We start from the raw sequence: 14,637 nt of genomic DNA, 5'->3' as shown, positions 1-14,637 counted from the left end.
ACCTATTCAGCGCCGATGGCGCATGCCACGAGACCGTTCTTTTCCAGGTAGCGCTGCTGATCTTCGTCCGCCAGCTCGAAGCCCCCTAGTTCGACCACCACTGTGCTAACCGGCCGGCGATAGCGCCCCGAGCTGTCAAGTCGGGTGCGCGCCGCGGCAGCTATCACCGCCTGAGCGCTAGTGTGCGTGAAGATCGCAGAGCGGTACTTCACCCCCACATGCTCGCCCTGGCGATCGACCGAGGTCGGATCATGCAGTCCCCAGAAGGCATCGACCAGAGAGGCATAGCTGATTTCCTCAGGGGCGAAATCCACCTGCACCACTTCGATCAGCGGCGCATCCCGCCCAGCCTCCAGCGCGTAACCGACGCGGCTGTCGAGCACCCCATCGAGCTTGCGCAACGCCATCTCCGCACCCCAAAAGCATCCCGCGCCAAAGGTGGCCTTTTGTGTTTCGCTCATACCCTTCCCTCTTCGCGGGCTTGCAGATGCTCGTTGAGTCGGGCGATGTGCTCCGGACCGATGCCGCAGCAGCCCCCGACGATGGTCGCACCCTCTTCAATCCATTGCTGCGTCCACTGCAGGTAGGCCTCTGGCCCAAGGTCGCTGCGGATATCGAGCAGAGTGTCGTTGGCCTGGGCGTCTTCACGCACCGGAGGAAAGGCATTGGCATAGACGCCGAGCGGCAATTCGCGCGCGTGCTTGTCAAGCACCTGCCGGGCACTGTAGAGCGCGGCGCCCATGACTTCCGGCTGGCTGCAGTTGAACAGCAAGGCGCTGGCTCCCAGCTCAAGGGCCACTAGAACTGCCTGCTCCACGCTTTCGCCCGAGCGCAACAAAGGCTGCGCCTGTTCAGTATCGGGGTCGAGCAGCGTGAAGGATAGCCAGAGCGGCTTGCACTCGCCGTCCAGCGCGGCGCGCACAGCCCGGGCTTCGGCCAGGGAACTCTGGGTTTCCGCCAGCCAGAAATCCACATGCGGCGCCAGGCCGCAGATCAATTCACGGTGGATGGCATGGGAACGGACTGGATCGAAAAGGTCCGGCCGATACGATCCAAGCGCAGGCGGCAGTGAACCCGCTACCAGCACCGAAGCGTCCGCCTCGTCGGCGGCACCTCGGGCAAGCTTCCCGGCAAGCCCGGCCAGGGCCTGACCGGAACGGGCAAAGCGTTCTTCACCAATATGAAACGGCACCACCGCATAGCTGTTGGTGGTGATCACCCTGGCGCCGGCCGCAATGAACGCACGGTGTACCTGCGCCACGTATTCAGGCGCCTCAAGCAGGGCCAGGGCAGACCATTCCGGCTGCCGGAACGGCGCGCCAATGCGCTTGAGTTCTCGTCCCATCCCGCCATCAAGAAGGGTCCAGGTGGTCTTGGTCATTGCGCGGCCACCTTGGTGCCAGCGGCACCCAACCAATGATCGACGGTCGCCTGGTTGGCTGCAATCCAGGCCTTGGCGGCAGCGTCCGCCGGCTGCTTCTCGCGCTCGATCTTGAGGATAAGATCGTTTAGGGATGCAGGATCGATACTCACGTTTTCCAGGAATGCGGCGATCCTGGGCGCCCGCTGCTGCAGCGCCGAAGACGCGAGGATGTGTACCTTCGCATCCGGATAAGCGCAGGTGACTCTGCTCTTGTTCAACCAGTCGGCATCGACGGTCGGGCTGATGAATTTCCAGCAGCCGTCAGCCTTGTACAAGGGGTCGCCCTTCTTGTTGTCCTGGGCATAGCCGTCGAACGGTGGCTCATCGAGACGGCGCAGGTCATAGGCAGAGAAGATCCAGTCCGGTGTGTAGGCGTAGAAGATCACGCCGCGCTCGGCTTTGTAGGCAGCGTCGAGCTTGGCGTAGGTCACCGAGGCTTCGGTGGATACAGACTCGAAGTTGCCGTCGAAGCCAAAGTCCTTGGCTTTTATCTGACCGATATAAGTCGACTCCCACCCCGCCGGGCCCACCAACAGCTGGGACTTGCCGCCCCCTGGCGGAGCGAACAGCTTGGCGACTTCAGGCTTCTTGAGATCGTACACCGACTTCACTGCGTACTTGTCCTGTATGTAGCCGGGCACATAAAAACCTTGCTCACCAACGTAGGGATGCTTGTTGGGAATCAGTGAATGTGTACCGCCAGTGACGTATCTGGCCCAGGCGGCAGACTGGTTCGGCAGCCAGATGTCGGTAAGCACGTCCACCGAACCATCACCCTTGGCGGCGGCTGCGAGCAGTACAGGAAGATCACCAGCCAGATAGGACACATCACCGTCGAGCCGGCTGGTGATGATGTTACCGAGGATGTACTGGATGGCGATGGCGCCGGTCCAGTTCTGCTCGCCGATGACGATCTTGTCCTTGGCGAAGCTTGCCGTGGCTGGCACTAGCGCGCCCAGCAACGCGACGCCAGCGAGGGCACGAGAAAGGAAACTGGCCATGAAGGGGGTTACTCCTGAGTGGAATGATGACGTTTGCGAAGGGATGCCTGGATGATCCGGTCGGGCACCAAGGCACAGAAAACAATGGCGATGCCGGCGAGGACGCCTTCCCCACCCTTGATGTTGCGCAACGCGGTCATGACGTCGTAGCCGAGGCCACCGGCGCCGATCAGCGCCGCCACGACGACCATGGACAGGCTCATGACGATGGTCTGGTTAACCCCCAGCAACAGGGAGCCGGAGGCCAGCGGCAACTCGACCCGAGTGAGCGTCTGCCAGGGCGTCGCGCCATGGGCGACTGCGGCTTCCACGGCGGCCTTGGGCACCTCGCGGATACCCAGCGCGGTGAGACGGATCATCGGCGCGAGGGCAAATATCACCGTGGCAATCACTGCCGGCGTCTTGCCGACGGAAAAGAACGCTACCGCCGGGATCAGATAGACGAAGGTCGGCAAAGTTTGCATGACATCGAGCAGCGGCGTGATCAGGCGCCGCGCCAGCGGCCGCTTGGCCAGCACGATGCCGGTGGGAATGCCGATCAGCAGCGACAGCAGCACCGATGAGCCTACCAACGCGATGGTAGAGACCGTGCGTTCCCAGAAACCGAAGAGGCCAATGTAACCGAGGGCCAGCGCACTGGTCAGCGCCAGGGGCATGCCAGCGGAGCGCCAGGCCAGGTAGACCAGGGCCAGGGCCGGTACCGGCCACGGAATCCAGCCCAACGCGCCTTCAACACCCTCGATGACAGTACGCACCGCGAAGATCACCCCGACGAAGGCGCTCTCGAAGGTCACCTGAGACCAGCCGATCAACTGGTCGATGGCACCCGCTACCGCCAGCATGCTGTCGCGGTCGGCGGGAAACTCCAGCAGTGCGCCGCCAGCATCTGCTGCCGCGGCACGCCACAGTGTCAGTGCCTGGCTGACCAGTAGCAGCGCCAGGGGCACTGCTGCGCCCTCAGAGTCACGGCCATGACCGCGCAGGGTCAGCCAGGCGCTGGCGGTGCGGTTCAGCAAAAGCGCCGCCAGTGCGATGACCAACGTCCATCCGGCACCCTTGCGCCATGCGCCAGCGAACACTGCCAGGGATGTCAACTCGATCAGCAGTGCCAGCCAGAACAGCCCACCTCGGCCGGCAGCAGCCAGCGCCGCCGGGCCCAACAGGGCTTGGCGGATCCAGCCGTTTGCCGCAGGCTCCCGAACCGCCGACGGTAACGTGCCGACCGCCTGGTCGTCGGGCAACGCAGCGGTGGAAGGAATATGGGGTCTCTCGTCGAAGAAGTCGGCCACACCCTCGTCCACCGGGTGTCGAAGCACTTCACCAGGGGTTCCCACCTGAATCAGTCGCCCGGCGCGCAGCACGGCGATACGGTCACCCAGACGCAACGCTTCACCAGGATCGTGGGTCACCAGGAGAGTCGTGATACCGCGCTCGCGCACCAGTTGCAGGAAGCGACCCTGCAGGTCGCGGCGGATCGTTGGGTCCAGCGCGCTGAATGGTTCATCCATCAGCAGGATGTCAGGATCGGTAACCAGCGCCCGAGCCAGCCCGACGCGTTGCTGCATGCCGCCAGACAACTGGTGGGGAAAATGCTCGCCCCATTCTGCCAGCCCCACAGCCTGCAACTGCCGCTGTGCCGCCGCGTGCCGCGCACCCTCCGGCTCACCGCGCAGCTCCAAGGGCAATGCAACGTTGTCGCGCACACTGCGATGCGGTAACAATCCGAAGTGCTGGAATACCATGCCGATGCGTTGCGAACGCAATCGACGCAGCGCAGCCGGGGTCAAATCGCCCAACACCTCGCCATCGATCAGCACGTCACCGCTGCTAGGTTCTATCAGCCGATTGACATGGCGCAGCAAAGTCGACTTACCGCTACCGGATGTACCCATAAGGCAGAGGACTTCGCCACGTCGCACTGTCAGGCTCACGTGTTCGACTGCGTTCTTCGGGGCTGCCCAGTCCCCCTCGTAGCACTTGGTCACCGCGCGGAATTCCAGCGCGATATCGCCGGTCGGTACAGAACCAAAGGCAATACCTCGTCCATCCGCCTCGACCAGGGCAGCGGCTTCCACTTGGTCACTGGCAATCAGTGGGTATTCATCAACGCTCACATCAGCCCCTGGAGTTCATTGGATTCCAGGGAGGCAGAGCAGACTTCATGCCACACAGCCAAACCTCACGGATTTCCGTGCCTGCCTGCTATCTAGCGGGAACGCGCTGCTGCTGAAGCAGCAGCGCTGTACGTCTGCTGTCGGACGGGCAACAGTAGGGAGCAAGCCTGTTGTCCAGGGCGAAAATGGCCAAGCCCAGACGCCAGCCCACTGCCAAAGCAGAAAAGGCTGGCAACGCACATCCCACAGGATCAGGAATTGAAGCCTAACCCCGAGGAAAGGTCGGAGTCTCCTGGCCTGCGCTCTGCCTGTGTCGACGCTTTACCACCCGCCTGATCGATCGACTCTTCGACCGATGTCTTCACCTCGCGGCCCTTGGCCTTGAGTGTGTCGGTCACGCGATCGCTGCTGGCGCCCATCAGCTGATCTTCCTTGCGGGTAGTGGGTAGCGCCGCCCCCAATGCCGCACCCAGTGCTATGCCCAAAGCGGCCAATACCAGCGGTTGCTCCTGAAGCAGATGATCGAACTGGCCCTTCAGAGCCGTGGCCTGATCTGCGGCCTTGTGTGCCGAATGGCGCAGGGTATCCGCGGAAGCCCCCACGGAGTCGCGGGTGCCGCTGCCCAGTTCACTGGCCCGGTCGCGCATGTCATGGGCTTTCATGCGCACCTTCTGGCTGGCGTCGTGCATTGCCTCCCCCGCGTGTGCGAAAGCGTCCTTCACCGTGTCCACCGCGTCGCCGAGCTTTTCGCCCAACCCCGGGCCCTGGTGCGCAGGCCCGGGGTTGAAGGGGCGGTTCTGGTTCAAGCCCAGCCAGGCCAGGCCCAGTACCGTCAGGGTAGCGGGTACGGGGTTGTTCTTGAGGGTGGTGCCCAGGTTCTGGAAGAACTCGCCGCCATTGCCCTTGGCGTAGGCCAGGACCCGGTCGACCATCTGGCCTGGGCTCAGGCGCTGTTCGAGGGCATCCACCAGATCGCTGATGTGCTCGCGCTTGGCGTTGATTTCCTGCTCTAGCAAGTCAGGGTCTTTGTGCGCTTCGTGTTCGAAGGAAGTGGTCATGGCAGTTTCCTCTTCAGCGTGTCCTTGTCCTGCTGCATGGCGTGCAAGGTGCGGTCAGGGGCCAGGTGCGTGGGTTCGAACTGTTTCTTGCCCGACTGCAACATGATGAACCCGATCACCAAGGTGACGGCGCCCACGATCAAGGCTGCCAGCCAAGGCTCGACCACCATCGCCAAGGCGTAGACTGCCGCCAGCAGGAGGATGACGAAGCCCGCCAGCATCACGATCGCCCCCGCGGCAACCGCAGCCGTACCGGCCTTGAGGGTAGCGAGGTTTTGCTGCAGCTCTGCCTTGGCCAGCGCCAGCTCCTTGGTGAACAGGTCCGGTACTTCCCGCATAAGCTGGCGCAACAAACCGCCAACACCGACGGCGTCGTCTTCTGCCGTATGCAAGCCCGGGGTGGTATGCAAAGGGTCTTTGTTCATCATTCACCTCCTTTGAGCGGGTCGCGCTCGAACGGGCTGCCACTGACCGGCGAGCCTGCACCAGGCCCGACCGGGTCGACGGGGGTGTAAGGTTCGCGGGTGGAAACGTCGCTACCACGATCAGGCACGGGCGGCGCGGGTTGCGGCTGGCTCCAATCAGCGGAAGACGTCGGGGTGGTGGATTCGTGGCTGGTGCTGGCCCGCATGAAACGCGACACGGCGAACCCGATGGCAACGCTACCGGCCAGGAACAGCGCCGGGTTGCTCCTGGCCAACTGAGCGCCCCGCTGCAGCAGGCTCTCGGCGCTTTCATGGCGTACCTGCTCGGCAAACTCGCCGACGCACTCTGCTGCCTGGTTCAGGTAATGCGACAGCCCGAGGCTATCGTTGCCTTGCAGCGCAGCCGCCGCAGAGCGGGCACTTTCCTCGAGCGAGTCAAGCTGATCGGCTGCATTATCGCGGTAATGCTCGAACTGCTCAGTGCCTTTGTGCCTGGCCTCGCCAAGCAGCGCACCGGCGTCATCGATCAAGGCATGTTCCTGGGTGCTGCCGGGTGGAGACGTCGAACTTTGATTGGTCTTGTCCATCGTTTCGCCCTCGAAGCTGATTGCTGGGTGAGTGCCGCCTTTATTGGGGCATTCATTCGAGGGACGCAGCTGAAGTGGCAGGAGTTCAGCATATGTGATCTATGACATTTGCCTGGCGCGCCAATGGAAATAACGCAATCAACCCTGGTTATTGGTACCGGAGCAACGGCTTTGGTGGGGACGGTAATCAGCGTCGACAATCATTGGAGCACCCTGTTCTTGAATGGGTGCACCTGTGCGGCTCACGCCAGCTGGATGAAGACCGCGTAGATGCCAAGGGTCATCCAGAACACCAGGAAGATCCACGGTGTACGCAGCGAGAACAACAACGACTTGCGGTACCCGGCCAGTGAGGTTTCCGCCTCGCTGAACAGTGGCGATTCATCATACGCCAGCCCCATCAGTGGCTCGCTGCGCAGAAGGTGGCTCTGTTTCAATTGCCAGTGCTCGATGATCTTGTAGGCCGCGCGAATGCCCGGCCAGGCATTGAGCGAACTCAAAACGCCCAGCAAGGCGAGAAACGGCGGAACCACCAGGGTGAACATCTCGCCCCAGCTCTGGTTGAGGTTACCCATCGACGACACGAAGGCGATCACCAGAAACGACTGGGCAGCCAGATAGGCATCAGTGCGGTTGGCAAGGATGCTGGTCTCGTACTGGATTTCACGGCGGTAGAAATCCAGGCGCTCCTTTGGCGAGCCGAACATGCGGGCGTTCTGCGCATTGATTTCGTGCTCAGGGGTGGCTGGAGTGATGATTCGCGGCACGTGCTGGCTCCTGAAAGTGAGGATGATCGTGTCTCGAAACTTGAGAAGCGAACCCAAGAGCGAAGGCCTGCCTGAAGGTTTCACGCAGGCCTTGCGCACAACATGCGTCACGTATTGCCGGTACCGCTATTGGAGAATTTCTTTACATCAATGGTCGGTGCCACGAACTCCGGCCCATCGCCCGATGCCCGCCAGCGCACATTGTTGATGCCGTAGCGCTCAGCCATCGGCCGGCTGACCTTCTTGATCTTGTGCTGGCCGAACCGTGGAATGATGCCCACCCCCGCATCGCAACTTGCCCAGTGCCAGGCTTCGGCGTTGTCCATACGCTCGAGCCGGATGATGAAGGTGCGAAATTCCCCGTGAAGCTCGTACTCGATCACATACAACTGCTGTCCCGCCATTGCTATCTCCTTCAGCGATTCAGACCAATGGAGCCGGCGACCTGGAAAAGATTCATTTATTTTGACCGGTTGGTCATCGCTCTCTTCCATCGCTTTGTTTCCGCACCCTTCTCAGCGCAAAAGCCGCTGCAGAGCCAGTGCGTTGGCCATTGCAGCACCGGAGGCGGTGTTGTCGAAAATGCACCAGGTGGGCACTCCAGAAGCACGGCTGTGCTGCAAGCGTTCAGCCAGACGCTGCAAATACTCGTCGGAATACTCGCTGTGGTAGATCCTCGGTTCGCCATGCAGACGCCAGTAGACCAGCCCAGGCCAACCACCCGGGTGCACATCGGTAACGAAACGCGCAGGGCTTGCCGCGACCTGGGCGATGCGCAAATCGACCAGCATCGGCTGCGCCGATTGCCAGCTGGCGTGCCTGGGCTCCAGCGCTACCGGCCCCTCATACCGTTGCCGCAGGCTTTCGAAGAAACGTCGTGCGTGCTCGGTTTCATGGCCAAGCGATGGCGGCAGTTGTAGCAGCAGGCAACCCAGGCGATCGCCCAACTGCCCGCAGTGAGCAAGAAACCTGTCCAGAGCGTCCTCGCACCCGATGAGCCGCTGCTCATGGCTGATGGCCTTGGGCAGCTTCACCGCAAAGCGGAAATGCTCAGGCACGGACGCAGCCCAACGGGCATAGGTTTCGGGGCGATGGGGCCGGTAGAACGAACTATTGATTTCCACCGCATTGAAGCGGCTGGCGTAGCGTTGCAGGTGGCTGCCGGGCTGCGCAAATGCCTCGGCATGATGGCTGGACAGGCTCCAGCCAGCGCATCCCAGATAAATCATCACCGCCCCCGTCGCAAACCGTTGCAGCTATGGAAAAGGAGTATTTACCAAGTGTCTGCGTCGCCCGGTTCAGCTACCGGCCGATTAGCCACAGCACGCCTCGTCCTCATCCTCGCATGCCACGCGCCTGGCATGCCTCACCCCCCATACCAGCGCCCGGCTCATGGTTTCGCCGGCGCGCTGGTCGTAGGCTTGTTCGCACACCACTGAACCGTCGCTGCGATAGACACCGATGAACAACTGGGTCGCCCCCGTACGTGACAGGCGCGTCTGCACATCGATGCAGGTACCGCTGTCGAGCGTTTCCTCATGGGTTTGATGGTGCAGAATCGGGTCGCACCACTGCCTGTAGGTTTCACCTCTTCTTTTCATCTGCCAGCCCTCCCCCTTTCATGGCTGCTGATAATGCCCCGGCGATGTGCCTGGTTCATGATCATGTTCCAGGCGCTGCACCTGTACATCGGTGAACGATGACGCCTCGTTGCGGTGCAGGCCTTGCAGGTAATCACGCGCCGCTTCGCGGCTGAGGTCTTCCTGGTCGCTGCGTAATTCGCAGGTTCCGGGTTGGTTGTCGAGGATGTAACTGATCAGGTACAGGTACTTGGCCATCGCTGTAACTCCTGCTGGCTGAATGAAATCGGGCGACTCAGCTCGATTGATCCTGGGTTGCCTGCAGCCGTTCAGCAGCGACGACGACCGGCTTGGCGCAGGAGAGAAGCTGCCATACGTCCGCTTCGAATGACCGAACGGCTGGGCGGCGGTACTTCGACATTAGTTGCAGCCCCCACAGCGGATCGCCGATCCGCTGTGGCTCTTCTGCTAGGCCGGCTGGTCACCGTTGACCTTGCCCAGTTCGGCGCCGGTCAATGGCTGCGCCTGCGGGTTGGACTCGGTTCTCAGCTTCATCGCCTCTGCAGCAGCGGCCGATGCTTTATCCAGCTCTACAGTCGCCAGGCCATCGCCACCATCCACGGCGGGTTCAGGCTTATCGACGTAGATCCAGTCCTGTCCTTCGTTCCACGACCCGCGCATTTCCCCGCCATGAGACATGTTGAAATAGGTCCGGTTGAGTTCCGGGTCGCCGGGTAGCTTGCCTTGAGGGAAGTTCGGCTGAATGGAATGCAGGGCTTTTTCGAAGGACATCTGGTGGGCGATTTCACGGCTCATCAAGAACCCCAACGCATCCTTGATACCCGGGTCGTCGGTCACGTTGATCAGGCGCTCGTAGACGATCTTGGCCCTGGCTTCGGCGGCAATGTTCGAGCGCAGGTCAGCGGTGGGTTCGCCGATGGTGTCGATGTAGGCTGCGGTCCAGGGGATGCCTGCGGAATTTACCAGTGCCGCGCCGCCGCCATACAACAGGCTGGTGATATGCGAATCGTTGCCAGCGCCAGTCAGCGAGCGATACAGCTCGCCTTCAGCCTCGACACCTTCGGCAAGCCGCCCCCTGGCGCCTTTGTTGAGCATGACCACGATCGAGCCGATGATTTCCAGGTGGCTGAGTTCTTCGGTGGCAATGTCGAACAGCATGTCCTTGCGCCCCGGATCATCCTCGGTGACGGCCTGGGTGAAATAGCGCATCGCTGCAGCCAGTTCGCCCTGCGGGCCACCGAATTGCTCCAACAGCAGGTTTGCAAGCCCAGGGTCAGGCTCTGCAACACGGACGGTATATTGCAATCGCTTGTTGTGCATGAACATTGGCAAATCCTCATCAGCGAACCGGGGCGGTTAGCCGCCCCGGTCGGTTCAACGTTGATCAGCGGTTGTCATCGCTCTTGCGGCCGCCGCCATGGCTGTTTTCGCCGCCCTTGCGACCAGCCTCGGAGGCTTTTTCACGGTCGTTGGCGAAGTTGCCACCGGATGCCTGGCCGCCTTTTTGCCCGGCTTCGGAAGCCCGTTCCGGATCGTTCTTGAAGTTGCCACCAGATGCCTGGCCTCCCTTGTGGCCGGCTTCCGACGCTTTCTCGCGGTCGTTGGCGAAGTTGCCTGGATTGGTGTTGGCGTTGCCGCCCTGGTTGCCGCGGTTCTGGTCTTGGTTATTGGCCATGATCTTTTACCTCAGGTCGTTTACACAGGATGGTCTGTGTTCATTGATGACCTGCGGCAGAGGTTGCGCAGTGAAAAAGTTTTCCCACGCTCTGACGAAATGCTTTAAGGAAATGGGCACCAGACATTCAGACGAAACAAGAACAGGTCGTGCCTGCCTGCGCCCGGTACATGGCACCTCCATAGGTGATTGCCCAGCCTTTTTGGGCTGTGCTGTTGCAAAGGTTCCGGTCGGTAGACCGATACGCACATGCTTGAAACTTTCACGACCCGAGCCAAGTCCAGACCCCTATCGGTCACGGGATGGGAGAAGGCAATGACCAGCACGGTAGGCGACTTTCTGGTGGAGCGTTTGTATCAATGGGGGGTTCGGCGCATCTTCGGCTACCCCGGCGACGGCATAAACGGCGTATTCGGGGCGTTGAGCCGGGCCGAGGGCAAGATCCAGTTCATCCAGGCACGCCACGAGGAAATGGCGGCCTTCATGGCCAGCGCCCATGCCAAGTTCACCGGCGAATTGGGCGTGTGCATTGCCACCTCCGGCCCCGGCGCTTCACATCTGCTTACCGGCCTGTATGACGCGCGCATGGATCACCAGCCAGTACTGGCCATCGTCGGCCAACAGGCGCGAGCAGCGCTTGGCGGGCATTACCAGCAGGAGCTGGACTTGCTGTCGATGTTCAAGGACGTAGCAGGCGCCTTCGTCCAGCAGGCTTCGACCCCGGAGCAGGTGCGCCACTTACTCGACCGCGCAGTACGTACTGCCATCGGCGAACGCCGGGTCACCGCCATCATCCTGCCCAACGACCTGCAGGACCTGCCCTACCACGAACCACCAAAAGCCCATGGCACGGTGCATTCCGGCATCGGCTACAGCAGGCCCAGGGTGGTACCTTTCGAGCAGGACCTGCAACGTGCCGCCGAGGTACTCAACGCTGGACGAAAAGTGGCGATCCTGGTCGGTGCCGGTGCATTGCAAGCCACCGAACAGGTGATCGCGGTAGCTGAAACGCTTGGTGCAGGCGTGGCCAAGGCGCTGTTGGGCAAGGCCGTGGTGCCAGACGACCTGCCCTGGGTCACCGGCGCCATCGGGCTTCTCGGTACCGAACCGAGCTATCAGTTGATGAGCGAATGCGACACCTTGCTGATGATCGGCTCCGGTTTCCCCTACGCCGAGTTCCTGCCTCAGGAAGGCCAGGCCCGTGGCGTGCAGATCGATTTGCAGCCAGACATGCTCAGCCTGCGCTACCCCATGGAGGTCAACCTGGTCGGCGACGCCAGCGAAACGCTGCGGGCACTGCTGCCATTGCTCGAGCACAAGACCGAGCGCCGTTGGCGCGACAAGGTCGAAGGCTGGCGCGCGCACTGGGACAAGACGCTGCAGAAACGCGCACTGGCCAAGGCCGACCCGATCAACCCCCAGCGCGTGGTGCACGAGCTATCCCCTCGCCTGCCCGACCACGCGATCATCACCAGTGACTCAGGGTCCTGCGCCAACTGGTTTGCCCGCGACCTGCAGATACGCCAGGGCATGCAATGCTCGTTGTCCGGCGGCTTGGCCAGCATGGGCGCGGCGGTACCCTATGCCATCGCCGCCAAGTTCGCCCATCCGCAGCGCAGCGTGGTGGCACTGGTAGGTGACGGGGCGATGCAGATGAACAATCTGGCCGAGCTGATCACCGTCGCCAAGTATTGGCGGCTGTGGGAGAACCCCCAGTGGATCTGCGCGGTGTTCAACAACGAAGACCTCAACCAGGTGACCTGGGAACAACGGGTAATGGAGGGCGACCCCAAATTCGAGGCCTCACAGGCGATTCCTGATGTGCCCTACCACCTGTTCGCCATCTCCATCGGCTTGCAAGGCATCTATGTAGAGCGCGAAGAGGACATTGCCGACGCCTGGGAGCGGGCCCTGGCGGCTGACCGCCCGGTGTTGATCGAGTTCAAGACCGATCCGGACGTACCGCCCTTGCCGCCGCACATCAAGCTTGAGCAGGCGAAGAACTTCGCCAGCAGCCTGCTCAAGGGCGACCCGGACCAGGCTGGGGTCATCGTGCAGACGGCCAGGCAAGTTCTCGGTTCGGTATTGCCGGGCAAGAAATGAGATGTGCGCTGCAGCGGGGCTTTACGCGTCTGCCCTTATGGTTGTGGACAAACGCAACAGATCACCTGGTCGCACGGCCCTCAGGTGCAGAAGCCATGAGTTACCTCCGGGGTATGCAGGCAGCGACGGTAAAGCGAAATGTCTGGAACTGGCGCCAGTGGCGATTGGGCCGTAGCAGCCCACACGGAGATGCCGTCTTGCCATGATTGCGCCGCTCTAGCCCGTAGGTTCTAATCGCGCACGACCCGTTTGCCTTTGTCACTCAAGGAAGTGTCACCATGTACAGGAAGATCGTGCCGCTGGCGCTGTTTGCAACCCTGGCCGGTTGCTCGAACAGCGAGGACACCAGCGAGGCCAGTTTCCAGAAGGCCGCCCAGGCCTACCTCGATACCCAGTACCCCCGCTGCTTCGTCATCAGTTCATTCCCTGCCAAGACCCAGGATTTCGACCTGCATGGCACCAACAAGGCGTTGCATGCCTTGGCCCGGGTAGGTGTGGTCAGCGAGAAGGAGATCTCGCGGACCGAGGTGCCTGCCCGCCTGTGGCAAGCGGCACGCACGGACATCTATTACGCCTATGAGCTCACCGACGAAGGGCGCAGGTATTACAAGGCAGATAACGGGCTGTGCTTCGGCAAGGCGCAGGTCACCGCCATCGAGCAGTTCAGCAAGCCGAGCGAGGTGAGCGGGCGGAAGATTTCGAACGTGACCTATGCCTACAAGATCACCGGGTTACCGGCTTGGGCCGGGGACGAGGGGGTCAAGGCCAGCATTGCCGAACTGGGCAAGGCGGTGGCCAGCAATGACACGCCGCTCAAGGAAACCCGGGCGATGGTGCTGACCAGCCAGGGGTGGCGATTGCAGGAGAAATAGCCGTTTGCCGTAACGGCCTCTTCGCGGGTGAACCCGCTCCCACAGTTCCATCACAAGGCTGGTACCTGCGCTGTAACCGTGGGAGCGGGTTCACCCGCGAAAGGGCCGGTACGGCTTACATCCACCACGCCAGCACCACTGGCAACCAGGCAAACGACAGCACCGTGGAACACATCACCAGGTTCGCCACCTGCTCCGGCTCGCGGTTGGCGCGCACTGCCATCAGGTAGTTGAACACGGCAACCGGCATCGCCGACTGCACCACCAGCACCGCACGCTCCAGGCTTCCCATGCCCAGCGCCGCACCTACTGCCCAGCCCACGGCGGCCCCCAGGCCAATGCGCAAAGCACCCAGCAGCATGCCGCTACCCACATGATGCAGGCGAATGCTGGCCAGCGACACGCCCAGCGTCAGCAACATCAGCGGGATGGTCATGCCGCCCAGCAGGTCTGCCGTATTGGCCAGCCAGCGCGGCAACTCGAAATCGAGAAAGATGATCGGCATGGCCCCGGCCAGGCTGATCACGATCGGGTTGCGCAGCAGTGCCTTGAGCGAAGCCGCGGTACCGGAAATGGCCATGCCGAGGGTGAACTGCACGATCGACAAGGTCAGAAAGAACGCCACGGCCAGGGCCATGCCGTGTTCGCCAAAGGCGTACAGGCTGATCGGCAGGCCCATGTTGCCGGTGTTGGGGAACATGAACGCCGGCAACAGGACACGCCAGTGCATGCCCGAAGCGCGGCACACCAGCAAGCCGGCCAGGGCCATGCCCAAGGTGCACAGCAGGCAGGCCATGGCCATGCTGGTGAAGGCGTTCGGGTCCAGCTCGGTACGGCTGAGCGTGGACAGCACCAGCGACGGTGTGCCCACGGTCATCACCACTCGGGCGATGAATTCGGTGGGGTAGTCCAGGCCCTTGCGGGCCCAGGCATAGCCGATGCCGGCAACGATGAAAACCGGGGCCAGGACTGCGAACAGCGAAGCGAACATTGGGGGCCTTCCTTGGGGGT

Annotated in this window: 17 protein-coding genes; 2 read left to right on the top strand and 15 right to left on the bottom strand. The window is 62.0% G+C overall.

The annotated features are described in order from the left end of the window. Positions 1–2: 2 nt before the first annotated feature. The 14 genes from msrA to CAF92_RS11480 form a co-directional block, all read right to left on the bottom strand. Positions 3–461, bottom strand: coding sequence for a peptide-methionine (S)-S-oxide reductase MsrA (msrA, locus tag CAF92_RS11545; protein WP_085600902.1), 459 nt, complete (start codon positions 459–461; stop codon positions 3–5). After that, complete coding sequence (locus CAF92_RS11540; protein WP_085600901.1) at positions 458–1,381, bottom strand: homocysteine S-methyltransferase family protein; 924 nt, start codon at positions 1,379–1,381, stop codon at positions 458–460. The genes msrA and CAF92_RS11540 overlap by 4 nt, the downstream gene beginning before the upstream one ends. Further along, entirely contained in the window at positions 1,378–2,424 is a 1,047-nt protein-coding gene (locus CAF92_RS11535; RefSeq protein WP_085600900.1) for a glycine betaine ABC transporter substrate-binding protein, read from the bottom strand. The genes CAF92_RS11540 and CAF92_RS11535 overlap by 4 nt, the downstream gene beginning before the upstream one ends. Positions 2,425–2,432: 8 nt before the next feature. Next, the gene (locus CAF92_RS11530; protein WP_256573735.1) at positions 2,433–4,484 is read right to left on the bottom strand and encodes an ATP-binding cassette domain-containing protein; all 2,052 of its coding nucleotides are present in this window, start codon (positions 4,482–4,484) and stop codon (positions 2,433–2,435) included. A gap of 305 nt (positions 4,485–4,789) precedes the next feature. Then, on the bottom strand, positions 4,790–5,596 hold the full coding sequence (locus CAF92_RS11525; RefSeq protein ID WP_085600898.1) for a DUF3618 domain-containing protein: 807 nt from the start codon (positions 5,594–5,596) through the stop codon (positions 4,790–4,792). Then, positions 5,593–6,021, bottom strand: coding sequence for a phage holin family protein (locus CAF92_RS11520; RefSeq protein ID WP_080958432.1), 429 nt, complete (start codon positions 6,019–6,021; stop codon positions 5,593–5,595). The genes CAF92_RS11525 and CAF92_RS11520 overlap by 4 nt, the downstream gene beginning before the upstream one ends. After that, positions 6,021–6,608: a hypothetical protein gene (locus CAF92_RS11515; RefSeq protein ID WP_085600897.1), complete on the bottom strand. Its 588-nt coding sequence runs from the start codon at positions 6,606–6,608 to the stop codon at positions 6,021–6,023. Before CAF92_RS11515 ends, CAF92_RS11520 begins: the two co-directional genes overlap by 1 nt. 242 nt (positions 6,609–6,850) lie before the next feature. After that, positions 6,851–7,375 (bottom strand): hypothetical protein, encoded by a 525-nt coding sequence (locus CAF92_RS11510; RefSeq protein ID WP_085600896.1) that lies wholly within the window; start codon positions 7,373–7,375, stop codon positions 6,851–6,853. Positions 7,376–7,482: 107 nt separating this feature from the next. Continuing rightward, positions 7,483–7,779 (bottom strand): DUF6555 family protein, encoded by a 297-nt coding sequence (locus tag CAF92_RS11505; RefSeq protein WP_046614127.1) that lies wholly within the window; start codon positions 7,777–7,779, stop codon positions 7,483–7,485. Between the two features lie 111 nt (positions 7,780–7,890). Then, a complete protein-coding gene (locus CAF92_RS11500) occupies positions 7,891–8,604 on the bottom strand; it encodes a DUF72 domain-containing protein (protein ID WP_085600895.1) in 714 nt (237 codons plus the stop codon). A gap of 84 nt (positions 8,605–8,688) precedes the next feature. Continuing rightward, on the bottom strand, positions 8,689–8,976 hold the full coding sequence (locus CAF92_RS11495) for a hypothetical protein (RefSeq protein ID WP_085600894.1): 288 nt from the start codon (positions 8,974–8,976) through the stop codon (positions 8,689–8,691). Between the two features lie 18 nt (positions 8,977–8,994). Next, a complete protein-coding gene (locus CAF92_RS11490) occupies positions 8,995–9,213 on the bottom strand; it encodes a hypothetical protein (protein ID WP_046614124.1) in 219 nt (72 codons plus the stop codon). 210 nt (positions 9,214–9,423) lie between these two features. After that, on the bottom strand, positions 9,424–10,302 hold the full coding sequence (locus tag CAF92_RS11485) for a manganese catalase family protein (RefSeq protein ID WP_046614123.1): 879 nt from the start codon (positions 10,300–10,302) through the stop codon (positions 9,424–9,426). 58 nt (positions 10,303–10,360) lie between these two features. Further along, on the bottom strand, positions 10,361–10,651 hold the full coding sequence (locus tag CAF92_RS11480) for a general stress protein (RefSeq protein ID WP_085600893.1): 291 nt from the start codon (positions 10,649–10,651) through the stop codon (positions 10,361–10,363). Positions 10,652–10,966: 315 nt separating this feature from the next. On the opposite strand from CAF92_RS11480, the gene CAF92_RS11475 reads away from it, so the two are divergent. Beyond that, positions 10,967–12,754 (top strand): thiamine pyrophosphate-requiring protein, encoded by a 1,788-nt coding sequence (locus CAF92_RS11475; RefSeq protein WP_085600892.1) that lies wholly within the window; start codon positions 10,967–10,969, stop codon positions 12,752–12,754. Positions 12,755–13,032: 278 nt separating this feature from the next. Next, the gene (locus tag CAF92_RS11470) at positions 13,033–13,626 is read left to right on the top strand and encodes a hypothetical protein (RefSeq protein ID WP_085600891.1); all 594 of its coding nucleotides are present in this window, start codon (positions 13,033–13,035) and stop codon (positions 13,624–13,626) included. A 115-nt stretch (positions 13,627–13,741) separates the two neighbouring features. Here CAF92_RS11470 and CAF92_RS11465 read toward each other — a convergent pair whose 3' ends face one another. After that, positions 13,742–14,617 (bottom strand): AEC family transporter, encoded by an 876-nt coding sequence (locus tag CAF92_RS11465; protein WP_085600890.1) that lies wholly within the window; start codon positions 14,615–14,617, stop codon positions 13,742–13,744. Between the last annotated feature and the right edge of the window lie 20 nt (positions 14,618–14,637).

The organism is Pseudomonas sp. B10(2017) (assembly GCF_002113295.1).
Classification (GTDB): Bacteria; Pseudomonadota; Gammaproteobacteria; order Pseudomonadales; family Pseudomonadaceae; genus Aquipseudomonas; species Aquipseudomonas pudica.
This window is presented reverse-complemented; position numbering and strand designations above follow the sequence as displayed.